Source organism: Amycolatopsis panacis (genome assembly GCF_003600245.1).
GTDB classification, from domain to species: domain Bacteria; phylum Actinomycetota; class Actinomycetes; order Mycobacteriales; family Pseudonocardiaceae; genus Amycolatopsis; species Amycolatopsis sulphurea.
Genome location: NZ_QZFV01000070.1, coordinates 69225 through 94522, shown reverse-complemented (window position 1 = coordinate 94522; position 25298 = coordinate 69225). Strand labels below are relative to the sequence as shown.

At 69.6% G+C, this 25298-nt stretch carries 25 protein-coding genes; 15 read left to right on the top strand and 10 right to left on the bottom strand.

Features of this window, described 5'->3' with window-relative positions; all coding sequences use genetic code 11:
• Window positions 1-133 precede the first annotated feature (133 nt).
• The 4 genes from D5S19_RS10640 to D5S19_RS10625 all read right to left on the bottom strand — a co-directional run bounded on the left by D5S19_RS10640 (window position 134) and on the right by D5S19_RS10625 (window position 2610).
• Window positions 134-460: a transcriptional regulator gene (locus D5S19_RS10640; protein ID WP_120023176.1), complete on the bottom strand. Its 327-nt coding sequence runs from the start codon at window positions 458-460 to the stop codon at window positions 134-136.
• Between the two features lie 77 nt (window positions 461-537).
• Window positions 538-1353: an LLM class flavin-dependent oxidoreductase gene (locus D5S19_RS10635; RefSeq protein ID WP_120023175.1), complete on the bottom strand. Its 816-nt coding sequence runs from the start codon at window positions 1351-1353 to the stop codon at window positions 538-540.
• A gap of 78 nt (window positions 1354-1431) precedes the next feature.
• A complete protein-coding gene (locus tag D5S19_RS10630; RefSeq protein ID WP_120023174.1) occupies window positions 1432-2115 on the bottom strand; it encodes a metal-dependent transcriptional regulator in 684 nt (227 codons plus the stop codon).
• 54 nt (window positions 2116-2169) lie between these two features.
• Window positions 2170-2610, bottom strand: a complete 441-nt coding sequence (locus D5S19_RS10625; RefSeq protein WP_120023173.1) for a GNAT family N-acetyltransferase — start codon at window positions 2608-2610, stop codon at window positions 2170-2172.
• A 54-nt stretch (window positions 2611-2664) separates the two neighbouring features.
• Between D5S19_RS10625 and D5S19_RS10620 the strand changes: the two genes are divergently transcribed.
• The gene (locus D5S19_RS10620; RefSeq protein ID WP_120023190.1) at window positions 2665-2994 is read left to right on the top strand and encodes an MmcQ/YjbR family DNA-binding protein; all 330 of its coding nucleotides are present in this window, start codon (window positions 2665-2667) and stop codon (window positions 2992-2994) included.
• 16 nt (window positions 2995-3010) lie between these two features.
• Here D5S19_RS10620 and D5S19_RS10615 read toward each other — a convergent pair whose 3' ends face one another.
• Window positions 3011-4588 carry an amidohydrolase gene (locus D5S19_RS10615; RefSeq protein WP_120023172.1) on the bottom strand — a complete coding sequence of 526 codons (1578 nt, stop codon included), beginning with the start codon at window positions 4586-4588 and terminating at the stop codon, window positions 3011-3013.
• A gap of 47 nt (window positions 4589-4635) precedes the next feature.
• Here D5S19_RS10615 and D5S19_RS10610 point away from each other — a divergent pair, with 47 nt between their 5' ends.
• The 5 genes from D5S19_RS10610 to D5S19_RS10590 all read left to right on the top strand — a co-directional run bounded on the left by D5S19_RS10610 (window position 4636) and on the right by D5S19_RS10590 (window position 8744).
• Entirely contained in the window at window positions 4636-5379 is a 744-nt protein-coding gene (locus D5S19_RS10610; RefSeq protein WP_120023171.1) for an enoyl-CoA hydratase/isomerase family protein, read from the top strand.
• Window positions 5376-6896, top strand: a complete 1521-nt coding sequence (locus D5S19_RS10605) for an ATP-dependent acyl-CoA ligase (protein WP_233573815.1) — start codon at window positions 5376-5378, stop codon at window positions 6894-6896. The genes D5S19_RS10610 and D5S19_RS10605 overlap by 4 nt, the downstream gene beginning before the upstream one ends.
• Window positions 6893-7540 (top strand): TetR/AcrR family transcriptional regulator, encoded by a 648-nt coding sequence (locus tag D5S19_RS10600; protein ID WP_120023169.1) that lies wholly within the window; start codon window positions 6893-6895, stop codon window positions 7538-7540. The genes D5S19_RS10605 and D5S19_RS10600 overlap by 4 nt, the downstream gene beginning before the upstream one ends.
• Window positions 7541-7586: 46 nt before the next feature.
• A complete protein-coding gene (locus tag D5S19_RS10595) occupies window positions 7587-7907 on the top strand; it encodes a hypothetical protein (RefSeq protein WP_120023168.1) in 321 nt (106 codons plus the stop codon).
• Between the two features lie 147 nt (window positions 7908-8054).
• Window positions 8055-8744, top strand: coding sequence for a 4'-phosphopantetheinyl transferase family protein (locus tag D5S19_RS10590; RefSeq protein WP_120023167.1), 690 nt, complete (start codon window positions 8055-8057; stop codon window positions 8742-8744).
• 244 nt (window positions 8745-8988) lie between these two features.
• Here the strand turns inward: D5S19_RS10590 and D5S19_RS10585 are convergent, their stop codons facing one another.
• Both D5S19_RS10585 and mihF read right to left on the bottom strand, forming a co-directional pair.
• Window positions 8989-10155, bottom strand: coding sequence for an isochorismate synthase (locus tag D5S19_RS10585; RefSeq protein ID WP_120023166.1), 1167 nt, complete (start codon window positions 10153-10155; stop codon window positions 8989-8991).
• A 104-nt stretch (window positions 10156-10259) separates the two neighbouring features.
• On the bottom strand, window positions 10260-10571 hold the full coding sequence (gene mihF, locus D5S19_RS10580; RefSeq protein ID WP_170069819.1) for an integration host factor, actinobacterial type: 312 nt from the start codon (window positions 10569-10571) through the stop codon (window positions 10260-10262).
• Window positions 10572-11032: 461 nt separating this feature from the next.
• On the opposite strand from mihF, the gene D5S19_RS10575 reads away from it, so the two are divergent.
• Complete coding sequence (locus D5S19_RS10575; RefSeq protein ID WP_120023165.1) at window positions 11033-12661, top strand: long-chain fatty acid--CoA ligase; 1629 nt, start codon at window positions 11033-11035, stop codon at window positions 12659-12661.
• A gap of 277 nt (window positions 12662-12938) precedes the next feature.
• On the opposite strand, the gene D5S19_RS10570 is transcribed toward D5S19_RS10575, so the two are convergent.
• Window positions 12939-13904 carry an acyltransferase domain-containing protein gene (locus D5S19_RS10570; protein WP_120023164.1) on the bottom strand — a complete coding sequence of 322 codons (966 nt, stop codon included), beginning with the start codon at window positions 13902-13904 and terminating at the stop codon, window positions 12939-12941.
• A gap of 697 nt (window positions 13905-14601) precedes the next feature.
• Between D5S19_RS10570 and D5S19_RS10565 the strand changes: the two genes are divergently transcribed.
• The 8 genes from D5S19_RS10565 (at window position 14602) to D5S19_RS10530 (ending at window position 22101) form a co-directional block, all read left to right on the top strand.
• On the top strand, window positions 14602-15906 hold the full coding sequence (locus D5S19_RS10565) for an ABC transporter substrate-binding protein (protein WP_120023163.1): 1305 nt from the start codon (window positions 14602-14604) through the stop codon (window positions 15904-15906).
• Window positions 15903-16814 carry a carbohydrate ABC transporter permease gene (locus D5S19_RS10560; RefSeq protein ID WP_120023162.1) on the top strand — a complete coding sequence of 304 codons (912 nt, stop codon included), beginning with the start codon at window positions 15903-15905 and terminating at the stop codon, window positions 16812-16814. Before D5S19_RS10565 ends, D5S19_RS10560 begins: the two co-directional genes overlap by 4 nt.
• Window positions 16811-17629 (top strand): carbohydrate ABC transporter permease, encoded by an 819-nt coding sequence (locus D5S19_RS10555; RefSeq protein ID WP_199730430.1) that lies wholly within the window; start codon window positions 16811-16813, stop codon window positions 17627-17629. Before D5S19_RS10560 ends, D5S19_RS10555 begins: the two co-directional genes overlap by 4 nt.
• A 102-nt stretch (window positions 17630-17731) precedes the next feature.
• A complete protein-coding gene (locus tag D5S19_RS10550; RefSeq protein ID WP_120023161.1) occupies window positions 17732-18127 on the top strand; it encodes a DUF4190 domain-containing protein in 396 nt (131 codons plus the stop codon).
• A 228-nt stretch (window positions 18128-18355) separates the two neighbouring features.
• On the top strand, window positions 18356-19567 hold the full coding sequence (locus tag D5S19_RS10545; protein WP_233573814.1) for a peptidase C39 family protein: 1212 nt from the start codon (window positions 18356-18358) through the stop codon (window positions 19565-19567).
• A gap of 75 nt (window positions 19568-19642) precedes the next feature.
• Entirely contained in the window at window positions 19643-20740 is a 1098-nt protein-coding gene (locus tag D5S19_RS10540) for an S-(hydroxymethyl)mycothiol dehydrogenase (RefSeq protein WP_120023159.1), read from the top strand.
• Window positions 20734-21345: a gamma-glutamylcyclotransferase gene (locus tag D5S19_RS10535; protein ID WP_407641741.1), complete on the top strand. Its 612-nt coding sequence runs from the start codon at window positions 20734-20736 to the stop codon at window positions 21343-21345. The genes D5S19_RS10540 and D5S19_RS10535 overlap by 7 nt, the downstream gene beginning before the upstream one ends.
• Window positions 21346-21456: 111 nt before the next feature.
• Window positions 21457-22101, top strand: coding sequence for a TetR/AcrR family transcriptional regulator (locus D5S19_RS10530; RefSeq protein ID WP_120023158.1), 645 nt, complete (start codon window positions 21457-21459; stop codon window positions 22099-22101).
• A 228-nt stretch (window positions 22102-22329) separates the two neighbouring features.
• Here D5S19_RS10530 and D5S19_RS10520 read toward each other — a convergent pair whose 3' ends face one another.
• Window positions 22330-23754, bottom strand: coding sequence for a cryptochrome/photolyase family protein (locus D5S19_RS10520; RefSeq protein WP_120023157.1), 1425 nt, complete (start codon window positions 23752-23754; stop codon window positions 22330-22332).
• A 60-nt stretch (window positions 23755-23814) separates the two neighbouring features.
• Window positions 23815-25131 (bottom strand): citrate synthase, encoded by a 1317-nt coding sequence (locus tag D5S19_RS10515; protein ID WP_120023156.1) that lies wholly within the window; start codon window positions 25129-25131, stop codon window positions 23815-23817.
• Window positions 25132-25298 lie beyond the last annotated feature (167 nt).

The window sequence follows — 25298 nt, the reverse complement described above, 5'->3', positions numbered from 1 at the left end:
GTGCTGAGTCTGTGAAGGGACCCTTCACAGACTCAGAGTCCGTGAAGGGTCCCTTCACGGACCTCTATACCGACTTTGCCGGAACCCTGGCCTCTGGGGCCGTGAAGGTGGCCTTCACAGCCCTGGGCGAGCGTCAGCGCGGATGGCCGCCGCGTGGCCGTGGCGGGCCGAGCAAGCGAGTCAGCGCGCCGTCCGGCACGCCGAGGATGTCTTCGAGACTCCTCAACGCCCGCAAGGATTCCGGACGTTCGGGGCGGCAGCGCGCGGACTGCCAGTGACTCAGCGTGGCGAGGCTGATCGGCGTGCCACGGCTGCGCAGGCGGTACCTGATCCGCTCCAGGCCGAGCCCGCGGACCCGGATCGCCGTTCTCAGCGCCTCCGCGAACGGCCCGGTTTCGAGCAGCCGCTCGAGTTCCGGCACCGTCGGGTGCTCTTGCCCGACCGCTCGCCCACCGGTCATCGCGCACGCTCCGAACCAACCATCCGCGGGAAATCCCAGAGAGGGTAGGCCCACGGGCAGCTTGATCGGAAGAGCCCTCACCCACGCGCGGGCAACGCCGCGACGATCTCCGCAAGCGTTGCGGCGTAACCGGAATTGACCGTCACATAGGAAATTCCCCACCGCTGCCGCCAGCGGGCAAGGGTGTCCGCGGCGGCCGAGGGATCCGATGGCAGCACCGTGACCGCCTTCTCCTCGACCAGCTGTGGCACGTCGATCCCGGTGAATTTCGCCAGCCGCGGGGACGGTTCGGCGCCGATCGCGACCAGGTTCACCGCCAGTTCGAGGTCCCGGCCGCCCGCCTCCGCCCGCAGAGTGTCCACAATGGAATCTGCTTGTTCCTCGGTGGTCCGCGGGGACCAGGCGAAGGTCACCGTGTCGGCGGTCCGCGCGGCCAGCCGGAGCATCCTGCGCCCGGCGGCGGCGAGCATCAGCCGAGGCCGGGAAGGCGACTCACGGAGCAGATCGAGAGTGTCGGCGAGCCGGGCGACGCGTTCGGCCGGAGCGGCGAACTCGCGACCGAGCGTGGCCGCCTGCGCGCCGGCGCCCGGATGCCCGACGCCGAGCCCCAGCTCGAATCGCCCACCGGTGGCCCGATGCAGCGAATCGACCTGCCAGGCGAGCTGACGGGCAGCACGGAAGGGGTCGGCGAGGACGAACGTGCCGACGGTCAGCCTGCTGGTCACCGCCGCGGCGGCCGGGACGAGCGTCAACGGGTCGAGCCCGCCGACCGGGTCGGTCGCGAGCATCGTGTCCAGGCCGAGTTCCTCGATCCGGCGGGCCTGCGCGGTCCAGGACGCCAGATCCGGGGCGTACCCGGCGACGATGCCAAAGCGGAACTGTTCGGTGGTCATGCCCACCATGGTCGGCGGCGGCGCGGGACGGCACATCCGCCCGGCGGCGACACCCGCGCGTACGCCCGCGGACGCAGCTCAGCGCAGCGCGACCGACAGCGCCTGCGCGATCTCCTTGCCGATGGCGTGCGTGGCGACGTGCGGCGGCTGTCCGACCTTGACCACCATCGGACCGCCGAACGGCTGGCGCTCCACCACCTCGATCCGCTCGCCGAGGGAGATCGCGTGCTCGGTGAGATACCGCAGCAGGTCCGGATCGGTGTCCCAGACCCGCACGATCTCGCCGACCGCGCCCGGCGGCAGATCGTCCAGGATGCGCATCGGCAGCTCCTCGACGCTGCCGTCCGCGGCCGGGATGGGGTCGCCGTGCGGATCACGGGCCGGGTCGCCCAGCTTCGCCGCGATCCGCGTGATCAGCAGATCGGACACGGCGTGTTCCAGCGCGTCCGCCTCGGCGTGCACCTCGTCCCAGGTGTAGCCCAGCTCGGAGACCAGGTAGGTCTCGATCAGCCGGTGCCTGCGCAGCACCGAACGGGCCAGCCGCCTGCCCTCGCCGGTCAGCTCGATGCCGTGGTAGGGCACGTGCTCGACCAGCCCGAGCTGCGCCAGCTTGGTGACCATTCCGGACGCCGAGGACGGGCTGACCTCAAGCCGCCCGGCCAGCGAGGCGTTGGTGACCGCCTCGCCCCGTTCGACCAGGCCGTAGATCACCCGCACGTAGTCCTCGACCGAGGACGACTTCCGGACGGAACCATCTTCCATGCCGCCTACGATACGGGCAGCTCCCGTCACGATCCGCGAAGGTGCGGGGTGTGCTCAGCGCCGCCAGCGGTAGCGGATCCAGCCCGGCACCGGCTCCGCGCCGAGCTGCGCGTAGAACGCCTCGCCCTTCTCGTTGCCCGCCTGCATGTCCCATTCCACCCGGCCGGTGGTGCGGGCCCGCAGCGCGTCCAGCAGCTCCTGGCCGAGCCCGTGCCGACGATACTGCGGGCGGACGAACAGATCGTCCAGCCAGATCCCCGGACGGCCCTCCCAGGTGGAGAAATTCCAGCTGCAGAAGGCGAATCCGGCGACCTCGTGCGGACGGCCGGGCGGCGTGGCGATCAGCACCCACGCCTTGGGTTCCGGGCCGAACAGGTGCCCGCTCATCTGCGCGCGGTCCAGCTTGAGGTCGTGCTTGTCCTCGTAGACCGCGTGCTCCTCGATCAGCGTGCAGATCTCCTCGATGTCCTCGGAGACGGCGTCGCGCACGGGCATCGGGCGCCCCTTTCTGTTCGGTTTCTGTCGGTGCCGGTCGGTACCGTCGCCGGTATGACCGAGGACGAACGGTTCGAAGACCTCGTCGACGAGTTCCAGCGGCTGCCGGAGGTGACCCCGCCGGGCGCGAGCCGGGGATTCGGCTCGCACGCGCTGCGGGTGCACAACCGGATCTTCGCCATGCACGTGCGGGGCAGGCTGGTGGTGAAGCTGCCGAAGTCCAGGGTGGACGCGCTGGTCGAAGACGGGCACGGCGTGCGATTCGACGCCAACAAGGGGACGCCGATGAAGGAGTGGCTCGCAGTGGCCCCGGATTCGCCGCTGAGCTGGGCGGAGCTGGCGAGGGAGGCGATGGAGTTCGTCGTCGGGGCGCGGAAACGATAGCGTCGGGCCACGCGGCTCACCCCGCCTCGTACCGCAGTTCGCCCGCCACGGCGGTCGCCAGCACCTCCGGTCGTTCCACTGTGGACAGCGGATTCGCGGACAGCACGACGAAATCGGCCAGCTTCCCCGGCTCCAGCGTGCCGAGGTAGGACTCCGCGAAGGTGGCGTAAGCCGAGCCGTAGGTATAGGCGCGCAAGGCTTCCGCGGGCGTCAGCGCCTCGCCGGGGCCGAACGGCGCACCGGTCGAAGTCCGGCGTGCCACCATGTCCGCGAGCCCGAGCAGCGGCGCACCGTCCACCACCGGGCGATCGGAGCTGGCCGGCAGGACACATCCGGCGTCGAGCAGGCTGCGCAGGCGATAGCACCACGGCACCCGGGCCTCGCCGAGCGCGGCACGCATACCGTCGCCCAGCTCGTTCACGAACCGGCCTTGCGGGGACGGAATCAGGCCCAGCCGCGCGAGCCGGGCCAGCTCCGCGGGCTGGAGTACCGCGCAGTGCTCGATCCGGTGCCGGTGGTCCGGCCGCGGCGTTGCGGCCAGCGCGGCTTCGTAGGCGTCGAGCACCACCGTGATCGCACGGTCGCCGATCGCGTGCGTCGCGATCTGCCAGCCCGCGTCGTGGGCGAGGCGAATGGTCCTGGCCAGTTCCTCCTCCGGCACCTGGAAGTAGCCACGGTTGTCCGGCTCGCCGTCGAACGGCTCGTGCATCGCACAGGTGCGGCCCACCAGGGAACCGTCCGCGAACAACTTCATCGGCCCGACGCGCAGCCACTCGTCGCCGAGCCCGGTGCGCAGCCCGAGGTCGAGCCCGAAACCGGCACCGTCCGGCAGATCGTGCAGCACGCTGGCGGACACCATCACCGTGCTGCGCACCCGAAGCACCCCGCGTTCACGCGCCAGCTGGTACGCGGCCAGCTCGGCGGGCGTCTGCCCGACCAGCCCGCCGCCGATCCCCGCTTCCTGCACGCTCGTGATGCCCTCGGACAGGTACCGCGTACTCGCCCGGTCCAGACCACGGACCACGGACTCGATCGGCACCGGATAGGTCAGCGGCCGCAGCAGCAGCTGGGCCTGTTCGCGCAGCAGCCCGGTGGGCGAGCCTTCGGCGTCGCACACCACGTCGCCGCCGACCGGCACGTTCACCAGGTCCAGCTGATCGAGCACGGCGGAATTGACCACCGTCATGTGCCCCGAAGTGTGCATCAGCCGCACGAGCAGGCCCGGGGCCGCGCGGTCCAGTCCACGGCGGTCCGGATGCTGCCCGCCGGCCAGCTTGTTCTGGTCGTAACCACTGCCGACGACCCAGCTCCCGGCGGGCAACCCGGCCGCACGCCGGGCGATCGCGTCGTAAATCTCTTCCGCGCTGCGGCATTCGCTCAGCGGCACGTCGTCCAGGGCCATCCCGAACCAGGCCATGTGGTTGTGCGCGTCGTGGAAACCGGGCGCGACGAACGAGCCGCCGAGGTCCACCCGCCGCCGCGCGGACAGCCCTTCCGCGTCCTCGCCCACGGCCACGATCCGGCCGTGCAACACGGCGAGCGCACTCTCCCCGGTCACCAGCCGGGCGTTCTCGTACACCGCGTCGACCCGCATGCGACTGACCCTATCGATCGATCGATCGAACGTCTAGGCTCGACATCATGAGCACCGTGGACCTGGCCGTCGAAGGCGGCATCGCGCAGATCCGGCTGAACCGTCCCGAGCGGCTGAACGCGGTCGCCCCGGTATTGGTGGACGACTTCCTCGCCGCGCTCGACGGCGCGGCCCGCAGCTCCGCCAGTGTGGTGCTGCTGTCAGGAAACGGGCGCGCCTTCTGCGCCGGGCACGACCTTAAGGAACCCACGCCCGAAGGCGATTCCCGCCCCCGGCTGGACCGGCTCCAGGACATCACCCGGCGGCTGCGCGCGCTGCCACAACCGGTGCTCGCCGCGGTGCACGGCTACGCGCTGGGCGCGGGCGCGGAGTTCGCGCTGGGCTGTGACCTGATCCTGGCCGCCGAGGACGCGGTGTTCGGGTTCCCCGAGGTGTCGCTCGGATTGAGCGTGACCGGCGCCGCGTCGCGATTGCTGCCCCTGCTCGTCGGACCGATCAAGGCGAAGGAACTGCTGCTGCTCGGCGAACGCTTCAACGGCCGCCGCGCGCACGAGCTTGGCCTGGTCAACGCGGCCGTGCCCGCAGAAGAATTGATGCCGCTAGCGCTGGGCTGGGCCGAGAAGATCGCGCACCACCCGCCCGAGGCGGCCACGATGGCCAAGCGAGCACTCGATTCCGGCATCGACCACGCCCTCGAATCGGCCTTGGAGCTTGAGATCAGCCACGCGCTGATCACCGAGCACTCGGCCGCGGTCCGGGAGTCCACCGAAGCTTTCCGGAGCCGATCGTGAACGCCGACACCCTCGTCGCGCTGGTCACTCAGGCCGCGCGGCAGTGGCCGGAGCGCACCGCGTGGCACTTCGACGCCACCGGCGCTCGCTACACGTTCGCCGAGGTCGACGAGCACAGCGGCCGGTTCGCCGCAGGGTTGCACGAGCTGGGCGTGCGAACCGGTGATCGGGTCGCGGTGATGCTGCGCAATCAACCCGAGTTCCCGTTGCTGTGGCTCGCGCTCGCGAAGCTCGGCGCGGTCCTGGTCCCGGTGAACATCAATTACCGCGAGTTCGACGGCGCACACGTGCTTCGTCATTCCGGCGCGCGCTTCGCCGTGGCCGCCGGGGAATTCGTGGAGCTGCTGGCGAAGATCGCACCGGACACCGCCGTCGAGCGGGTGCTCACGCCGGACGGGCTGCGTTCGGACACCGTCCGGGAAGCCGATCCGGTCGTGGCCGAACAACCGATGAACATCCAGTACACCTCGGGTACCACCGGCGCGCCGAAGGGCTGCGTGCTGCCACACCGCTACTGGACCACCCTCGCACTCGGGCTGACCACCGATTTTCCCTCGATCGGCGCCGGCGACGTCCTGCTCACCGCCCAGCCGTTCCACTACATCGATCCACAGTGGAACGTCGCGCTCGGGCTGGCCGGCGGTGCCACGCTCGTGGTGCTGGACCGGTTCCATCCGTCGTCGTTCTGGGACAAGGTGCGCGAACACGGCGTGACCTGGTTCTACTGCCTCGGCCTGATGCCCACACTGCTGCTGCGCCAGCCGCCGGGCCCGGCCGACCGTGCGCACAAGGTGCGGGCGATCTCGGCGTCGATCCCACCGGAGCTGCATGCCGAGCTGGAGCAACGCTGGGGCGTGCCGTGGTATGAGGCTTTCGGCATGACCGAGAGCGGCAGCGATCTCCGGGTCTCGGAGGCCGACCACGACGTCGCAGTCGGCACCGGCTGCATTGGACGGCCTACCCGCGACCGCGAAGTGATCATCGCCGGGGAGGACGGGAAGCCGCTGCCCCGCGGGGAAACCGGCGAGCTGCTGATCCGCGGGCTCGGCCTGATGCAGGGCTACCACGACGATCCCGAAGCCACCGCACGCGTGTTCACCGGCGGTTGGCTCCACACCGGCGATCTCGCGCGAATGGACGCCGAGGGGCGCGTCTACTACGTCGGCCGCACCAAGGACATGATCCGGCGAAGCGGCGAGAACGTCTCCGCCGACGAGGTGGAACGCGCGCTGCTGCAGCACCCGGCGGTCCGGCTCGCGGCTGTGCTCGCCGTGCCCGACGAGTTACGCGGCGAGGAGGTGAAGGCGTACGTGGTGTGCGAAGGCGAGCGCCCGCCGCCGTCGGAGCTGGCGGAGTTCTGCGCCGGACAGCTGGCCTACTTCAAGGTGCCACGGTTCTGGACCTTTGCCGAAGACCTTCCGTTGACGCCGTCCGAACGCGTGGCGAAAGGCGAGCTGCGCAAGGCCGTCGATCTCCGCGCCGGCGCCTGGGACCGCAGCACCGGGCGGTGGCTGTGAACAGCGCCGAACGAGTTCGTGCGGCAGCGGTGGAACTCTTTGCCACCAAGGGTTTCCACGGTACGGGTATCCGCGATCTCGCACAGCGTGCGGAGCTTTCGTCGGCCACGCTCTACCACTACATGGGCACCAAGGAAGATCTGCTCGTCGAGATCATGACAACGGCGTTACAACGGTTGCTCGACGCGGCGGAGCAGGTCACCACCGACGCCGGGGATCCGGTGGCCCGGCTGCGTGCACTGGTCGCCTTGCACGTGCTCGCGCACGCCGTGTCGCCCGGCGAAACCCGCGTGGTGGACAACGAAGTCGACGCACTTTCGGCCGCCGCGCGGGGCCGCGTGGTCGCGTTGCGGGACGAGTACGAGCAGTTGTGGGCGCGGATCATCGAAGACGGGGTCGGCCGCGGCGCATTCCACACCGAACGCCCCGCGGTGACCCGGCGGGCATTGCTGGAAATGTGCAGCGGAGTGGCCCGCTGGTATTCGCCACGCGGGCCGTTGCGGCTGGAAGAGCTGGCCACGCATTACGCGGAACTGGCGTTGCGGGCCCTGGGCAACCCGGCCGCGGTGGGTCCGGACGAGGTGCGACGGTGCCGGGAAGTCGTCGCCCGGGTGTGGGACATCCCTGTTCGGGCGGGCAATTAGTGAGGTACGCCTTGCCCCGGCGGCGAACGTGGGGGACGCTCGAAGGGTGAACGAGGAAACGATCCAACTCGAACTGGACGACTCGGGTCTCGCACCTGGCCTGCCTGCTCCCTCCCACTCCCGTGATCAGGTCCAGGACGTGCCGTATCGCCCGGTCGAATTCCGCGACGACGATCTGCCCGCCGCGCTGGAACGCTGTGCCCGGTGGCTACGTCAGGCGCAGGAGTGGCTCGGGGAACCGCTCGACGTGCTCGCGATCCATCTGGACTACGACGAACGTCAGGGTTCGCCCTACTACGACGTGAAGGTGCTCTGCAACGAGGAGGACCTCGCCGGCGTCCCGATCGCGCTTCGCAACAGCAAGTAGCACCCCTGCCTTTCGCCGCGGAGGCCCGCTCGGACACCGAGCGGGCCTCCGTCGCATTTCCGGCCGTCCGACCCCGGTTTCCGCGCCGTTTCCGTGACAACTCCGGCGGGCACCGGGAAGATCGGAGAAGGACGAGGAGGGTGTCACGTGACAGAGATCGTGGTCCGCTGGTCGGCTCCGCTCCCGGTGGCGGAGCGTCACCTGCGGTTGCTCGACGACATCGAGCGCGGCCGGTTCGAGGCTTACCGGCAGGAGATCGACCGGCGGCGGTTCCTGACCGGCCGGGTGCTGGCGAAGACGCTCACCGCGCAGCGGCTCGGCGGCGAGCCGGAATCCGTACGCTTCGATTCGACCTGCGAGGACTGCGGCAAGCCCCACGGCCGCCCCCGGGTGCCCGGTGCGGACCTGGTGCTGTCGATCTCGCATTCGGGTGAGCTGATCGGCCTCGCCGCCACCGACGGCGTACCGGTGGGCCTCGACGTGGAAACCTCGAACCGTAAAGCGGAAGCGTCACTGGTCGAGTACGCGCTGAGCCCGGCCGAGCAGCAGGCCGTGGCCGGGCTTTCGGACGAGGAACGCGCGGCGGCCTTCTTCGTGTACTGGACGCGCAAGGAAGCCGTGATGAAGGCGACCGGCAAGGGCCTGAAGATCCCGCTGCAGAGCATCACGTTCTCGCGCTACGACGCGCCGGCCGAACTCGTCGCCTCCGGCGATCCCGCTCTGGACCCGGCCGGCACGCGGCTGGCCGACCTGAAGGCCGCCGAGGGCCACCGCGCCGCCGTCGCCGCGCTGACCACCGAGGCGCTCACTGTCACCGAGGAGCACTGGCTCCCCTGAGCAGGGCTGTGAAGGGTCCCTTCACGGACTCTGCGGCTAGGGCGTCGGCAAAGTCGGTGTGGAGGGCCCTGCGCAGCTGCGGAGGGCTGTGAAGGGACCCTTCACGGACTCTGAGTCCGTCAGGGGCACCCTCACGGACCCGAAACCGGTCGGGCAGCCACGGCTCTCTCTGCTGATCACGGGTCCGCGACCAACTTTGCCGGAACCCTGGACGCTGGGGCTGTGAAGGGTCCCTTCGCAGCCCCTACGCCGAGCGGTCGTCCAGACCCATCGCGGCCAGCAGCGTGCCGAACTTGGCGACGGTCTCCTGGTACTCCACCTCCGGGTCGGATGCGGCCACGATGCCGCCGCCGGCGTAGAGGCGCAGGGACTGCTGCGTGACTTGCGCACAGCGGACCGCCACCGCCCACTCCCCGTCCCCGGCCGCGTCGACCCAGCCGACGGTGCCCGCGTAGTAACCGCGGTCGAACGGCTCCAGCTCCTTTTCCAGCGCCCGCGCCCCGGCCGTGGGGGTGCCACAGGTAGCCGGGGTCGGATGCAGGGCGGCAGCGAGGTCAAGGGCGGTCACCGAGCGGTCCACCAGCTCGCCGGTGATCGCCGTGCGCAGGTGCCAGATCGCCGGCGTGGAGACCAGCTCGGGCTCGCCCGGGACGTCCAGTTTGCGGCAGAACGGCCGCAGTGCCTCGACTACGTACTCGACGACCACGGCGTGTTCTTCCTGGTCCTTGGCCGAGGACCGGAGCCGCTCACCGCTCGCCCGGTCGGCCGCCGGATCGGCCGCGCGCGGCATCGACCCGGCGTGCGGCGTGGTGAACACGGAGTCACCGGCGCGGGAGAGCAGCAGCTCCGGCGTCGCGCCGACGAGGGTGGCGCCGCCGGGCAGCTCGGCGGCGTAGGTGTGGTGCCGCGGATTGCCGCAGGCCAGATTGCGCACGATCCGCTCGACCGGGATCGGTGCGTCGAATTCGAGGTCGAGCGCACGGGCCAGCACGGCCTTGCGAAGGCCACGCTCGCCGAGGGCGGCGACCGCGGCACGGACATTGGCCCGGTGCCCTTCGGCCGAGGGCAGGCGCCGTGTGGCCACCGGCGCGGGCAGCTCTTCGACGGGCGGCAGGACCGGGGTCTCCGCCTCGGCCTGCGCCCGGTGGACGGTGCGCGGCAGCACCAGGCGCCCGGGCACGGTGGTGTCCGGGCCGGTGTCGAACGGCAGCGCGCCGACCGCCAGCGGCACCCCGGAGCGGTCCAGCTCCGCGGCCACGGTCCTGGCCAGCCTGCGCGGGTCGAGATCGGCGAGGATGGCGGCGGCACCCTGCGCGAGCAGGGCACGACGAGCCGTGGCGAACAGGAAGTCGCCCCGCCGGTAGCGGAGGGTGGTCTCGACCGGGCTCGCCGGTGCGGTTCTGGTCGGCACCCTTCCAGCGTCCCAGGATCCAGGAGCCCGCGGGGAAAGTGTTGCCGGAAGAACACCTCCGGCACACTTCCCCGCGACCCTGGTGCCCGGACGCGGGCACAGCGCTACTTGAGCGCGTCGATCAGCGCCTCGCGCTGCCGTTCACCCAGGCCGGCGGCACGCCGGTCGGGGTCGATGCCCGCCTGCTCGAGCAGCGCCGCGACCTTGACCGCGCCGAGGCCCGGGACGGCCTTGAGGAGCTGGGTGACCTTCGTCTTGCCGATGGTCTTGTTCTCCTTGGCCTGCTTGAGCACCGATTCAATGGTCTCTTTGCCGGCCTTGATCGAAGCGAGCAGCTCCGAACGCGCCTTACGCGCCTCTGCCGCCTTGGCGAGGGCCTCGGCGCGCTGCTCGGGAGTCAACGTGGGCAGAGCCAACGTAATGTCCTTTCCTCTCACGTGTCCGCTTCCGCGGCCGACGGCTTCCACCGTGTGCTTGCAAGAGCAAGCGCTGGCCAGCCGTCTCTTACCACGGCCCCAGTAAACGCCACGTGCCCGCGGAGTGCGCAACCGACACGCACTTATCACCCTCGGCCAACCTGCCGGGGAAGCAGTGATGGGACCCCTCACCACCTGTGCAAACGGTCGCGAACGGTCGTTTTCCGCCGCAATTGGACCACCCGAACGGGAGTCTATTTCACAACGGTTACGACAACGCATTTTCTTGTCTCACAACGGAAATCTTGGATAAAGTTGATCAAGGCGCGGGAGCCGCGCCACCCGATACGGGGGTGGTCGTCGCCGCGGCGTGATCCGAACTTGACGGTGCCTGCCGCGGCCCATCCGGATTACAGTCGGCAACACCCCAGTTCACCGGCGAACGAGCACGGGAGTCACCCATGTTGAGCACGATGCAGGACGGGCAGCTGTCGCTGGCGAAGCTGCTGCGGCACGGCACGAAGGTGCACGCAGCGAGCGAGGTCATCACCTGGACCGGTTCAGAATCCCGCCGCGAGACCTTCGCGGACCTCGGCAGGCACGCCGCCCGGCTGGCCGGGGCGCTGCGCGGGCTCGGGGTGACCGGGGATCAGCGGGTCGCCACGTTCATGTGGAACAACGCCGAGCACCTGGCCGCCTACCTGGCGGTACCGGCGATGGGCGCGGTGCTGCACACGCTCAACATCCGGCTGTTCCCCGAGCAGCTCACCTTCGTCGCGAACCACGCCGAGGACCAGGTGGTGATCGTCGACGGCACGCTGGTGCCGCTGCTGGCGAAGAACCTGCCCGCGATGAAGACGGTCAAGCACGTGATCGTGGCCAACGGCGACGCCGCCACGCTGACCGCGCCCGAGGGCGTCACCGTGCACGCCTACGACGAGCTGCTGGCCGCGCAGCCGGACGAGTTCGACTGGCCGGAGATCGACGAACGCTCCGCGGCCGCGATGTGCTACACCTCGGGCACCACGGGTGACCCCAAGGGCGTGGTCTACTCGCACCGGTCGATCTGGCTGCACTCGATGCAGGTGTGCATGACCGACAGCATGGCGTTGGCGCAGGAGGACACCGCGCTGGCGATCGTGCCGATGTTCCACGCGATGTCCTGGGGCCTGCCGTACGCGGCACTGATGGTGGGCGCCTCGCTGCTGCTGCCGGACCGGTTCCTCCAGCCGGCGCCGCTCGCCGCCCTGCTGGCCGCGGAGAAGCCGACCTTCGCCGCCGCGGTGCCCACGATCTGGCAGGGCCTGCTCGCGCACCTGGACGCGAACCCGCAGGACATCAGCCACATCCGGGAGGTCGTGGTCGGCGGTTCGGCGGCGCCGCCGTCGCTGATGCACGCCTTCGAGGAGCGCTACGGGGTGCCGATCCTGCACGCCTGGGGCATGACCGAGACCTCGCCGCTGGGCAGCGTGGCCCGCCCGCCGGCGAGTTCGACCGGCGAGCAGCGCTGGGCCTACCGCTACACCCAGGGCCGCTTCCCCGCTTCGGTGACCGCCCGCCTGATCGGGCCCAGCGGTGAGGTGCTGCCCTGGGACAACGAGTCGGTGGGCGAGCTGGAGGTCTCCGGCCCGTGGATCGCCGGCGCCTACCACGGCGGCAGCGAGGTCGACCCGGAGAAGTTCCACGAGGGGTGGCTGCGCACCGGCGACGTCGGCAAGATCAGCCCGGACGGCTTCCTCACCCTCACCGACCGCGCCAAGGACGTGATCAAGTCCGGTGGTGAATGGATCTCCTCGGTCGATCTGGAGAACCAGGTGATGGGCCACCCGGCCGTTGCCGAGGCCGCGGTGGTCGGCATCCCGGACGAGAAGTGGGACGAACGCCCGCTGGTCGCCGTCGTCGTCAAAGAGGGCGAGACGGTGACCGCCGAACAGTTGCGCGACTACCTCGGCGACAAGGTCGCGAAGTGGCAGCTGCCGGAGAACTGGACCTTCGTCAAGGAAGTGCCGAAGACGAGCGTGGGCAAGTTCGACAAGAAGCGGCTGCGCGCTTCGTACTCGGAGGGGCAGCTGGACATCTCGCACTTCTGACCACCCCAGCGCGCCCGCCGACATCACCCGTTCCCGGACGAACGGAGGGAGGAACGCCCGCAGGCACCCCGGCAACCAGTGGCAGGCGGACCGTCGCCCGGCTTCCCGCTCCGCACGCTCCCCGAGCGGGTGGCGGGGCGTGCGCCCGGCCCCTCGCTACAGCGGGTGGCGGTGGGCGGTCGAGGTCAGCACCTGGTCGGCCCCGCTTCCGAGACGGAACCCGCCGTCCGGCAGCAGGGTCGTCAGCGTCCACCAGGATCCCGACGGCCGCGGACCGTCACGTGCCCAGCGCCCGAGCCAACTTCCGCAACGCGACCCGCTCCGCACGCTCCCCGTGCGGACGGGCGGGAAAAGCGGCGTGCGCCTGGCTGCGGCCCCTCGCCACGGCGGGGTGGCGGTAGGCGATCGAGGTCAGGGTCCGGCCGGGGCCTGCTTCCACGATGCGGAAATCGCCGTCGGACAGCAACGTCCTCAGCGTCGGCCAGAAGCGGGCCGGAGCGGTCGGCTGGCTTGCCCAGAACAAGGGGTCGCCCGCTTCGGCCGCGGTCACCCGGCGGGTCGTGCGGCCCGAGTACAGCGCGATACCCGGGGAGGCGGGGCCGATCTTGGCGACCAGCCGCAGGGTTTCCTCGACGAAGGGCACCGGCGCCGAACTGTGGAAGCCGATCGTCGCGGGTGCCGGGCGGCAGGCGAAACCGTCCGCGACCAACCGGGGTCGGAGCCGAGCCAGTGGGGCGCGTGAGCCGGACAACACGAGCTGGGCCGAGCCGTCCAGGGCGCCGAGTACCACGTCCTCGCCGAGGTACCGCGTGATGCTGACGGAGGTCGTGTCCACGGCGAGCGGTCCGCCGGGTGGGGCGGAGGCCAGGCCACGTGCCTGCGCCCAGAGCAGCTCGACCGCATCGGCCAGGCCGAACACCCCGCACAGGGTCGCGGCGGCCAGTTCGCCCGCACCGTGCCCGAGCACCGCGGCCGGTGGGCCGACCCAGCTCATCACCTGCCTGCTGAGCGCGTAGCCGACCACGAACACCAGCACATGCGAGCGGGTGGCGTGGTCCATCGGCACCACCGGGTCGTCGCTGAGCCAGTCCGCGCGCACGCCCTGCCCGGCCGGGCCGAGCAGGTCGAAGACCTCGTCCGCGGCCGTGGTGAACACCGGCTCCCGCCGGTACAGCCCGGCCGCCATCCGCGGATAGTGCGCGCCGGCCCCTGGCAGTACCAGGGCGACCGGTGGTTGCATCATCACGGCGTTCCTCCCGCCTCGGCCCGCGGAACCCCCATGGCCACGGACAAGGACCGACAATCGCCGACCCGGCTGGAACGGTGCTCGAACAGTGCTCAAACGACCGCGCGCCGATATGGGACGAACCCGATACGGCAGCAGGGGAACGACGCCGGGTGAGGGACCACCACAACCACAGCGGCAGCGGGCGAGCTGCCCCGCCAGGAAAGCCGCGCTCGACCCCGCCAGCACCGTAATCCACAACTCCCCCGGATCGGGCCGCACGCCACCTCATCCGTTCCGCAACCACGAAGGCACCAGGCCGCAGCCCGCACCAGCACCGGGTCAAGCCGCAAGCCGGCTCCGTACCCCAACCACGACGGCACCAGGCAGCCCGCACATCACCCACAAGCACCACAAACCCACCCCAGCCCGGCACGCACCCCGCCCAAACCACCCCAGTCGAACAGACGAGTGCCCTCCCGAAGACCCACCGCCCCAGACCCCGACCACACCTGCCGAAGACCCGCCTGGCACAGAATGCCGTTGCCACCCGGCCGTTTCGGCACTTCCTTCACCGCGGCAGAACACCGCCGCCGGGGCGCAGCGGCCGTCGCCGGGTTCTCAGGCCTGATCGTCCGGCGAGCCGCGCGGCGGGGACGGTGCGGGTAGGGGAGGCTGTGCCCCGGCACTTCGGGCAGGGTGGAGGAGAACGGGGATGCAGCAGCGCAACAGGCGGGCGTTTCTCTCGCTGGCCGGTACGGCCGCGGTCGGCGCGGTGGCGGCGGCGTGCGGGTCGAACACCGGCCGGCCGGGTGATCCGCCGCCGTCGACGGCGATGTCGGCGGGTGCGTCGTCCTCGGCGGCTGCGCCTCGGGTCTCCCTGCAGCAGTGGTATCACGCCTACGGCGAGGACGGCGTGCGCGAAGCAGTGCGGGGCTACGCCGGTTCCTACCCGGCGGCCGAGGTCAAGGTCCAGTGGAATCCCGGCGACTACGACTCGAAGATCGTCACCGCCCTGCAGAACAGCGCGGTGCCGGACGTGTTCGAGGCCCAGGTGAAGATCGACTGGGTCCGCCAGAACCAGGTGGTCCCGCTGGACGACCTCATCGCGCCGGTGAAGAACGACTTCAGCCCCGCGGTGCTCGCCGCGCAGACCGTGGAGGGCAAGGTCTACGGCATCCCGCAGGCCGCCGACACGCAGGTGCTCTTCTACCGCAAGAGCCTGCTGCAAGCCGCGGGCGTAGGGCCACCACAGACCGTGGACGAGCTGATCGACGCCGCGGGCAAGCTGACCAAGGACGGGGTCAAGGGCCTCTTCGCGGGCAACGACGGCGGCGTCGGCACGCTCACCGGCCCGCTGCTGTGGTCGGCGGGGCTGGATTATCTCAAGGCCGGCAACCGCGAGGTGGGCTTCGAAGATCCGCGCGCGGCGGCCGCGTTCGGCAAGCTGCATACGTTGAACGCCAACAGTTCCCTGCTGCTCGGCGCACCGGCGGACTGGTCGGATCCGAGCGCGTTCATCGACGGGCTGTGCGCCATGCAGTGGACCGGGCTGTGGAACATCCCGAAGGTCCGCGACGCGTTCAACGACGACTTCGGCGTGCTTCCCTTCCCGAAGCTGGACAACAGCGGTGCGCCGTCGGTGCCGGTCGGCGCGTACGGCGCGATGGTCAACGCGAAGAGCGCCCACGTGAAGGAAGCCAAGGCTTTCGTGAAGTGGCTCTGGATCGACCAGACCGACGACCAGCTGGAATTCGCCACCCGCTTCGGATTCCACGTGCCCGCCCGGCAAAGCCTGATCGACAAGGCGGACATCCTGCACACCGGCCCGGCCGCGGACGTGGCAGGCCTGCTGAAGGACCACAGCCACCTCATCGGCGGTCCAGTGTGGACACAGACGGCGAACACCGCGCTGTCGGACGCAGTCGCCAAGATCGCCAAGGAAGGCGCGGACCCGGTCGCACAGACCAAGGCCGCGGTGACCGTCGCACAGGCCGAGCTGAAGCGCCTCTTCGGATGACGCTGTCCCGCAAGGCCCGGGACACGTGGGCGTTCTGGGGGTTCGTCGGCCCGTTCCTGATCGGGCTCGTGGTGTTCGGCTATCTGCCGATCGGGTGGAGCCTCTACCTGTCGTTCTTCGACGCGCGCGACACGGTGACCCCGAGCGTGTTCGTCGGCCTGGACAACTACGCGCAGATGCTGAGCGACGGGCCGTTCCTGGCCAGTCTCGGCACGTTCAGTGTGTTCGCGGTGTTCATCGTGCCGCTCACCTTCGTGCTGTCGCTCGCGCTGGCCCTCGGGGTGCACCAGCTGAAGTTCGCGCGGGCGTTCTTCCGGTCGGTGTTCTTCCTGCCGTTCGCCTGTTCCTACGTGGTCGCCTCGCTGATCTGGAAGACCTCGCTGTTCTCCGGCGTCCGCTACGGCCTGGCCAACTCGGTGCTCGGCCTGTTCGGCGTGGACCCGGTGGCCTGGACCGGAACGGTGCACCCGCCGTTGTACTGGATCGTGTTGGTGACCGCGCGTCTCTGGCTGCAGCTGGGCTTCTACCTGATCCTTTTCCTCGCCGCGCTGCAACGGATCCCACGGCATCTGTACGAGGCGGCCTGGCTGGACGGCGCGAAATCGGGCTGGCAGGTCTTCCGGTACATCACCCTGCCGCAGCTGCGCGCGACCTCCGTCGCCGTACTGCTGCTCAATCTGATCAACGCCTACCAGGCCTTCGACGAGTTCTACAACATCCTCGGCGATTCCCGGGGCTACCCGCCGTTCGGCAGGCCACCGCTGGTGTACCTCTACTACACCTCGCTCGGCTCCGGCGGCCAGGACCTCGGCCGTGGCAGCGCGGGCGCGATGATCCTGGCCATGGTGATCGCGCTGGCGACGTTGCTGCAAGGCAGGCTGTTCCGCTTCGATCGGAGTGCCTCATGATCCGCGCGGTCCTGCGCTGGAGCGCGCTGGTGATCGCCGCCGTGTTGTTCCTGGTGCCGTTCTATCTCTTGCTGCGCAACGGTCTTTCCTCACGTGCGGAGATCACCTCACCGGACTGGACGTTCTGGCCGAAGCGCCTGCACTGGGAGAACTTCGGCCGGCTCTTCGACCAGCAGGACGTGCCGTTCGCACGCAGCCTGCTGAATTCGGCGATCGTCGCGGTGCTGCAGACGACCGGGCTGATCGTGGTCTGCTCGCTGGCCGGCTATGGGCTCGCCCGGGTGCCCTACCGCTATTCGAAGCCGGTGTTCTACGCGGTGCTCGCGACGCTGATGATCCCGGCTTCGGTGACCTTTCTGCCGAGTTTCGTGGTGGTCTCCACGCTCGGCTGGCTCTCGGACTTCCGCGGGCTGGTGATCCCCGGGCTGTTCAGTGCGTTCAGCGTGTTCCTGTTCCGGCAGTACTTCCTGGACTTCCCGAAGGAGCTGGAGGACGCCGGCCAGGTCGACGGGCTGACCCGGTGGGGTGTCTTCCGCCGGATCGTGCTGCCCAACTCGCGCGGGTTCCTCGCGGCGATCGCGGTGATCACCGTGATCGGCAGCTGGAACGCGTTCCTGTGGCCGCTGATCATCGCGCAGGATCCGGACTCGTGGACCGTCCAGGTCGCGCTGTCGGGCCTGCTCACCGCGCAGAACCCGCAGCTGGATCTGCTCTTCCTGGCCGCCGCGGTGTCCATTGCGCCGATCGTGTTGCTGTTCGCCTTCCTGCAGCGTTATCTGGTCCAGGGTGTGACCGAGTCCGGGCTGAAAGGCTGACTTTTCCGGCCGTCACCGGATCCGGAGAGAAATTCCGAACGTCGTAACACCGACCGCTACCGCGTGCGAGTATCCATTATCGACTCAGGGCAGGAGCACCTCATGACCGATCCCTACCAGCCGCCGTCCAACCCCGATCCCTACCAGCCGCCGTCCTATCCCGTGCCGAACCAGCCGCCGGTGCCCTACGGCCAGTACGGGGTGCCCTACGCTCCGCCACAGCGGACCAGCGGGCTGGCCATCGCCGGCATGATCGTCGGTATCATCGCGCTGGTCAGCTTCTGGGTCCCGTTCTTCAACATCGTCGCGGCGCTGGCCGGGATCGGGCTGTCCTGGGCCGGCATGGTGCAGGCCGCCAAACCGGGCTGGACCGGCCAGGGAATGGCCATCGCGGGACTGGTCTGCGGCATCATCGCGGCCATCCCGGCGGTGATCTTCCTGGTACTGTTCTTCACCACCCTGGCGGCCGCGGGCACCACCTGCGCCTTCTACTGCTGACCGCCGGACCTGATCACGTCGGTGCCCACCCGCCGACTGGTCTGTGAAGGGACCCTTCACAGCCTCAGAGTCCGTGAAGGTGCCCTTCACAGCGTTTGCGCTGGAGTCGTGCGGTGCTGAAGCGGGGTGTTTACTTACCCGCCGCCGAGGGTGAAGATCTTTGGCTAGCACTGGGGTTCGGGAGGCGGCATGCGCGCACGCGGGTTGATCACGTTAATGTCCGTCGGCATGATCACGATCGGGGTGACCCCGTTCGCCGCGGCGGCCTCGGGGAATGACGAGGCGATCAACTACCACGGATGGTCCGGCGGTGCGCTGTACGCCGGCAAGCTGGAGGGGCTCGGCCCAGGGCCATCTGGGCTGCGCATCGTCCATCCTGCGGGCCAGGTCGAGCACTCCGAACCGGGGCTGGGCACCACCCGCACATACGACTACGGCACGTGGACCTCGCCTCAGTACCGGCAGGGCTTCGACGCGACCCAGCTGATCGCGTCGTGGAACGCGCGAACCCCGGCGAAGACCTGGCTTGAGGTGCAGGCCAGGGGCCGCACTTCGGCCGGCGCGGAGACCACCTGGTACGTGATGGGCCGCTGGGCCAGCGGCGACGCCGACATCCACCGCACCAGCGTGGACGGCCAGGGCGACGGCAACGCCTCGGTCGACGTGGACACGCTCAGCACCAAGACCGGCGTCACCCTGCGGTCCTACCAGCTGAAGGTGACCCTCTACCGGGAAGCGGGCAGTACCGCGACACCGACGCTGTCCACGCTCGGCGCAATGACCTCGAACGTGCCGGACCGCTTCGACGTACGCGCGACGAAGCCCGGCCAGGCCCGCGGGGTCGAGCTGAAGGTGCCCGCCTACGCCCAGAACATCCACAAAGGACAGTTCCCGCAGTACGGCGGGGGCGGCGAGGCGTGGTGCAGCCCGACCTCCACCGAGATGGTCGCCGAGTACTGGGGCCGCAAGCCGGCCGCCGCGCAAATGGACTGGATCCCGGCGGACTACCCGGACCGTTCAGTGGTCTACGCCGCGCGCAACACCTTCGACTACGCCTACGACGGCACCGGCAACTGGCCGTTCAACACCGCCTACGCCGCCTCCCTCGGCCTGCGCGGGCACATCACCCGGCTGCACGACCTGAACGAGCTGGAGGGCTACATCGCCCGCGGGATCCCGGTGATCACCTCGCAGTCGTTTCTGTCCAGTGAGCTGGACGGCGCGGGCTACGGCACGTCCGGGCACATCATGGTGGTCGTCGGCTTCACCCAAGCGGGCGACGTGATCGTGAACGACCCGGCTTCCGGCTCCGATGCCCGGGTGCGCAACGTCTACAAACGCGACCAGTTCGAGAAGATCTGGCAGCGCACGAAGCGGTACACCGACACCGGTTCGGTGGCGGGCGGCCCTGGCGGAGTGGTCTATTTGATCACGCCCTGAGCCGGGTATGGCGACATGCGCATGGGCCGTGGTTAGCTGCCCACCGAACGCCAACGGTGCCGAAGGGATGCGCAGATGCCGTACGAGGTCCAGGGAGTGGTTTCACGGGCGAAGGGCCGGCCGGTCGGGCTGGAGACCGTGCTGGTGCCGGACCCGGGACCGGGCGAGGCGGTCGTCTCGGTGCAGGCCTGCGGGGTCTGCCACACCGACCTGCACTACCGCGAGGGCGGGATCAACGACGAGTTCCCGTTCCTGCTCGGGCACGAAGCGGCGGGCCGGGTGGACAAGGTCGGCGAGGGCGTGACCGACCTGGCCCCGGGCGACTACGTGATCCTCAACTGGCGCGCGGTGTGCGGGACCTGCCGGGCGTGCAAGCGGGGCAAGCCCTGGTACTGCTTCTCCACCTTCAACGCCGAGCAGCCGATGACGCTGGCCGACGGCACGAAGCTCTCGCCCGCGCTCGGCGTCGGCGCGTTCCTGGAGAAGACCCTGGTCCACAGTGGACAGTGCACGAAGGTGGACGAGGCCGCCGAACCGGCCGTCGCGGGGCTGCTCGGCTGCGGCGTGATGGCCGGGCTGGGCGCGGCGATCAACACCGGCGCGGTCGGGCGCGGTGATTCGGTGGCGGTGATCGGCTGCGGCGGCGTCGGCGACGCGGCCGTCGCGGGCGCCCGGCTGGCCGGCGCGACCACCATCGTCGCGATCGACACCGACGAGAAGAAGCTGGAGTGGGCCAAGGACTTCGGCGCCACGCACACGGTCAACAGCCGCGGGCTCAGCGAGGCCGAGGTGGTCGCCGCGATGCAGGACGCCACCCGCTCGTTCGGCCCGGACGTGGTGATCGACGCGGTCGGCCGTCCGGAGACCTGGCGCCAGGCGTTCTACGGCCGCGACCTGGCCGGCACCGTGGTCCTCGTCGGCGTGCCCACGCCGGAGATGCGGCTGGACGACCTGCCGCTGATCGACTTCTTCTCCCGCGGCGGCTCGCTCAAGTCGTCCTGGTACGGCGATTGCCTGCCTTCGCGGGACTTCCCGATGCTCGTCGATCTGTACCTGCGGGGCAGGCTGCCGCTGGACAAGTTCGTCACCGAACGAATCGGCGTAGACGGCGTGGAACAGGCGTTCGAGCGCATGCACCACGGCGAAGTGCTGCGCAGCGTGGTGGAATTCTGAGCCTCTTCACCGACGCGGACTACCCGGCCGACCCGTATCCCGGCGCGCGGCCGGACCACTCGTACGTACACCTCGACGGCGCCGGCTATGCACTGGACACGGCGCCGCCGGGGTGGCGTTCGCGGACGCCCGTACTCGCGTACGGATCCAATGCGTGCCCGTCGAAGATCACCTGGCTGCGTACGGAGCTTGGCCTCACCGGCCCCGTGGTGGCGGTGCGGGTGCAGTGTCGCGGGCTGTCCGCGGTGTGGGCGTCCGGACTGCGCGCCCGCGACGGCCAGCGCCCCGCGACGCTCACCGCGCTGCCGGACGTGGTGGAGGACCACTTCGTGTGGTTCGCCACCGAGGACCAGCTGGCCGTACTGGATGTGTGCGAGGGCCGCGGCAGCCGTTACGACTTGGCCCGCTTGACGCACGCGGACATCCGTACCGAGGACGGCACCCAACTGGACGACGTACTCGCGTACGTCGCAGCGTCGCCGATCCGCTGCCCGTTGCTGGTCGATGGCCACCCCGTCCGAGTCGCCGACGTCCCGCAAGCCGAAGCGGCCCTCCTCACCGGCCACCCCGCGCCGGGCCACGGCCCGCCCGCAGCAAAGCTGTGAAGGGACCCTTCACGGACTCTGAGTCCGTGAAGGGTCCCTTCACAGCTGTTCAGCCCCGTGATCGCCGGAGACAGTGGTTGACGGGATCATTCAGGACTACAGTCGTGACACATGGACGTTAAACGTCACGTTGAGCCGGGAGAGCACTCCTCCGGGCTCGCGGACACGCGCAGCCGCCAGACCTCGGCCCGGGTAGCCGACGACGTGCTGCTCGACGCCGCCCGCCAGTGCGTGCTGGCGGTCGGCGTGCGGCGCACCACGCTCGCCGAGATCGCGCGGACCGCGCAGATCAGCCGGATGACGGTGTACCGGCGCTTCCCGGACGTACGCAGCGTGCTCGCCGCGCTGATGACGCGCGAGTTCAGCGGGCTGCTGCAGCGCGCCGGGCAGGCCGGCGACGGGGCACCGCACACCCGGGAACGGATCGTGCGCGTCGCGGTGGCCAGCATCAGCGCGCTGTCCGCGGACCCGCTGTTCCGCACTTTGCTCGACGTCGATCCGGAGCTGGTGGTGCCCTATATCGTCAAACGGCTCGGCGGCACGCAGAAGTTCTCCGAACAGGTGCTGCGCAGCCTGCTCGAAGCAGGTCACCGGGACGGTTCGGTGCGCCGGGCGGACCTGCCCGCGCAGGTCCGTTCGATTCTGCTGGTGGTGCAGTCGTTCGCGTTCTCCCTGCGGCCGGCCACCGCCGACCTCGACGAGGCCGCTCTGCTCGCCGAGTTCCGGCACCTGGTCGACGCAGCGCTGCGGCCATGAGCGTGCATTTCCCGTTCCAGCTCGACGAAACCCTCCTGCACCACGGCCAGCATGATGCTCGGCTGATCCGGGAAATGCCGGTAAGTCGACGGCGCCGCAATCCCGATCCGCCGCGACCACGATGTCCTCGCGCAGCCGGCCACCTTCACCACGCCGGTTGCGGGTACGGGCAGCAGCGTTCGTTTCGTCGATCAACTCCGTAACCTTACAGCTGAAAACTCACTGGCGTTAGCTGGTGATCGAGCCGTACCGCCGGAGGGCGACCTGGCGCTCCTGCGCGTGCTCGACCATCGGAGCCGGGTAGTGCTCCGGACGCTCCTTCAGCGTGTGCACCGATTTCCCCGCGACCCCGCGGAGTTCCGGTACATAGCGGCGGACGTAGTCGCCCTGCGGATCGAACTTCTGCCCCTGGGTGGTGGGGTTGAAGATCCGGAAGTACGGCGCCGCGTCCGTGCCGGAGCCCGCGACCCACTGCCAGTTCAGCTGGTTCGAGGCCAGGTCACCGTCCACCAGGTGACGCATGAAGTGCCGGGCACCCCACCGCCAGGGCAGGTGCAGGTCCTTCACCAGGAAGCTGGCCACGACCATCCGGACGCGGTTGTGCATCCAGCCCTCGGCGAGCAGCTGGCGCATCCCCGCGTCCACGATCGGGAATCCGGTCCGCCCGGCACACCAGTGCTCGAACGCCTCTTCGGCCTCGGGTCCGGTGTCGTAGGACATCCGGTCGAAGCGGCGGTCGTAGTTCTGCCGGGCGGTCTCCGGGCGATGCCACAGCACGTCGGCGTGGAACTCACGCCAGCACAACTCGCCACGCAGGGCTTGCGCACCCTCGGACGCATCACCGGCGAGGTCGGCGAGCATGGTGCGCGGATGGATGGCACCCCAGCGCAGGTAGGCCGACATCCGGGTGGTGCCCTCGCGATCGGGCCGGTCCCGTTCGGCGGCGTAGTCCGCGACGCCGTTTTCAAGGAAGGCGTGCCAGGCCTCGAGCGCCGCCTGTTCACCGGCCGGGGGCAGCCGCATCTCACCCAGGTCAGGGGATTTCGGTATGGCCAGGGATTTCTTCGAGGGCACCCAGTCCACTATGGACGCCGAGGTGTCCGCCGGGCGCGGCCAGCCGTGCCGGGTCCAGGCGCGGTGGAACGGGGTGAACACGCGATACGGGTCGCCGTCCGGCTTCGTGACCCGGCCCGGCGTCACGGCGTACGGCGATCCGGTGGCCACCCACTCGATCCCGTGCTCTGCCAACGCTTTCGCCACGGCCGCGTCGCGCTTTCGGCCGTACGGAGCGAGATCGGCCGTGACATGCACTGCGGACGCGCCGATTTCCTTTGCCGCGTCGACAACTTCCCGAACCGGATCACCACGGCGAACAAGCAACCTGCCCGACAGCGCGGCATCGAGTTCCCGCAAGGAGTCCAGCAGGAACGCCGTCCGCGGCACGCCCGCAGGCCTCAGCAACCGCCCATCCAGCACATACAACGCCAGCACCCGTTTCCCTGACTGGACCAAGGCTGTGAAGGGTCCCTTCACAGCCTTGGAGTCCGTGAAGGGTCCCTTCACAGCCTGCCCGGCGGCGGTGTGCAGGGCAGCGTGGTCGGCCAGCCGCAGATCGCGGCGGAACCACAGCACCACCGGAGCTTCCATCGTCATGCCCGGAAACGATAATCGCCCCGCCGTGCCGGAGCACGACGGGGCGATCGGGAAGCTTGCTCAGCGCTCGGAGAGCGGCCGGTAGTCCCGTGCCGCGTGCCCGGTGTAGATCTGGCGCGGGCGGCCGATCTTGGTCTGCGGGTCGTTGATCATCTCCCGCCAGTGCGCGATCCAGCCGGGCAGCCGGCCCAGCGCGAACAGCACGGTGTAGAACTTCGTCGGGAACCCGAGCGCCCGGTAGATCAGGCCGGTGTAGAAGTCCACGTTCGGGTACAGCTTGCGCTCGATGAAGTACTCGTCGGAAAGCGCGGTCTCCTCCAGCGCCTTCGCGATGTCGAGCAACTGGTCGCCGCCGGAGATCTTGCCGAGGATCTCGTCCGCGGTGTTCTTGATGATCTTCGCGCGCGGGTCGTAGTTCTTGTAGACCCGGTGCCCGAAGCCCATGAGCTTGACACCCTTTTCCTTGTTCTTCACCCGGTTGACGAACGACGCCACATCGCCGCCGTCGGTGCGGATGCCCTCCAGCATGTCCAGCACCGCCGCGTTCGCCCCACCGTGCAGCGGGCCGAACAACGCGTTGATACCGGCGGAAATGCTCGCGAACAGGTTCGCCTCGGACGAGCCGACCAGCCGTACGGTCGAGGTGGAGCAGTTCTGTTCGTGGTCGGCGTGCAGGATGAACAGCAGGTCCAGCGCCTTGGCCACGGCCGGGTCGACCTCATAGGGCTCGGCCGGGAAGCCGAAGGTCATCCGCAGGAAGTTCTCCACCAGGCCCAGCGAGTTGTCCGGGTACAGCAGCGGCTGGCCCACGGACTTCTTGTACGCGTAGGCCGCCAGCGTCGGCACCTTCGCCAGCAGGCGGATGGTGGACAGCTCCACGTTGGGCTCGTCGAACGGGTTCAGCGAGTCCTGGTAGAAGGTGGACAGTGCGGACACCGCGCTGGAGAGCACCGGCATCGGGTGCGCGTCGCGCGGGAAGCCGGAGAAGAACGCCTTGAGATCCTCGTGCAGCAAGGTGTGCCGCTGGATCCGCCCGGTGAAGTCGGCCAGCTGCGCCTCGGTCGGCAGCTCACCGTAGATGAGCAGGTAGGACACCTCGATGAAGGTGGACTTCTCGGCGAGCTGCTCGATCGGATAGCCGCGGTAGCGCAGGATGCCCGCGTCCCCGTCGATGTAGGTGATGGCCGAGGAAGCGGCACCGGTGTTGACGAACCCGGGGTCGTAGGTGATGTACCCGGTCGAGGCCAGCAGCTTGCCCAGTTCGATCCCCGGCGCACCCTCCACCGGATGCACGACCTTGAATTCGTGCTCACCGTTCGGCAGGCGCAGCGTCGCGGATTCGCCGCCGGACTGCCCCGCATTCGTCGCGTCGGACATGCAGGTCCCTCTCACGTTGTGCACGGGCCGGCGGCGCCTGCGGGTCCGCAGGTAGCCACGTGTTCACGCGAGGAAAACACGCGCCTCGCTGCACACCGCCCCGCTGGGAAAATGAATTCAGCACCACGCTAGTCGAAAGGTGGGTGGGTGCGCACTCGATGCATTAC

What these genes read in the sequence shown, in the direction of transcription:
- D5S19_RS10625 (WP_120023173.1), bottom strand. Translation starts at nt 2,610, where the DNA reads ATGCCCGTGCGCGACGCCGTCTCCGAGGACATCGAGGAGATCTGCACG.
- D5S19_RS10575 (WP_120023165.1), top strand. Translation starts at nt 11,033, where the DNA reads ATGTTGAGCACGATGCAGGACGGGCAGCTGTCGCTGGCGAAGCTGCTG.
- D5S19_RS10630 (WP_120023174.1), bottom strand. Translation starts at nt 2,115, where the DNA reads ATGGAAGATGGTTCCGTCCGGAAGTCGTCCTCGGTCGAGGACTACGTG.
- D5S19_RS10635 (WP_120023175.1), bottom strand. Translation starts at nt 1,353, where the DNA reads ATGACCACCGAACAGTTCCGCTTTGGCATCGTCGCCGGGTACGCCCCG.
- D5S19_RS10570 (WP_120023164.1), bottom strand. Translation starts at nt 13,904, where the DNA reads ATGATGCAACCACCGGTCGCCCTGGTACTGCCAGGGGCCGGCGCGCAC.
- D5S19_RS10620 (WP_120023190.1), top strand. Translation starts at nt 2,665, where the DNA reads ATGACCGAGGACGAACGGTTCGAAGACCTCGTCGACGAGTTCCAGCGG.
- D5S19_RS10530 (WP_120023158.1), top strand. Translation starts at nt 21,457, where the DNA reads ATGGACGTTAAACGTCACGTTGAGCCGGGAGAGCACTCCTCCGGGCTC.
- D5S19_RS10520 (WP_120023157.1), bottom strand. Translation starts at nt 23,754, where the DNA reads ATGACGATGGAAGCTCCGGTGGTGCTGTGGTTCCGCCGCGATCTGCGG.
- D5S19_RS10555 (WP_199730430.1), top strand. Translation starts at nt 16,811, where the DNA reads ATGATCCGCGCGGTCCTGCGCTGGAGCGCGCTGGTGATCGCCGCCGTG.
- D5S19_RS10565 (WP_120023163.1), top strand. Translation starts at nt 14,602, where the DNA reads ATGCAGCAGCGCAACAGGCGGGCGTTTCTCTCGCTGGCCGGTACGGCC.
- D5S19_RS10560 (WP_120023162.1), top strand. Translation starts at nt 15,903, where the DNA reads ATGACGCTGTCCCGCAAGGCCCGGGACACGTGGGCGTTCTGGGGGTTC.
- D5S19_RS10540 (WP_120023159.1), top strand. Translation starts at nt 19,643, where the DNA reads ATGCCGTACGAGGTCCAGGGAGTGGTTTCACGGGCGAAGGGCCGGCCG.
- D5S19_RS10545 (WP_233573814.1), top strand. Translation starts at nt 18,356, where the DNA reads ATGATCACGATCGGGGTGACCCCGTTCGCCGCGGCGGCCTCGGGGAAT.
- D5S19_RS10615 (WP_120023172.1), bottom strand. Translation starts at nt 4,588, where the DNA reads ATGCGGGTCGACGCGGTGTACGAGAACGCCCGGCTGGTGACCGGGGAG.
- D5S19_RS10550 (WP_120023161.1), top strand. Translation starts at nt 17,732, where the DNA reads ATGACCGATCCCTACCAGCCGCCGTCCAACCCCGATCCCTACCAGCCG.
- D5S19_RS10640 (WP_120023176.1), bottom strand. Translation starts at nt 460, where the DNA reads ATGACCGGTGGGCGAGCGGTCGGGCAAGAGCACCCGACGGTGCCGGAA.
- D5S19_RS10610 (WP_120023171.1), top strand. Translation starts at nt 4,636, where the DNA reads ATGAGCACCGTGGACCTGGCCGTCGAAGGCGGCATCGCGCAGATCCGG.
- D5S19_RS10515 (WP_120023156.1), bottom strand. Translation starts at nt 25,131, where the DNA reads ATGTCCGACGCGACGAATGCGGGGCAGTCCGGCGGCGAATCCGCGACG.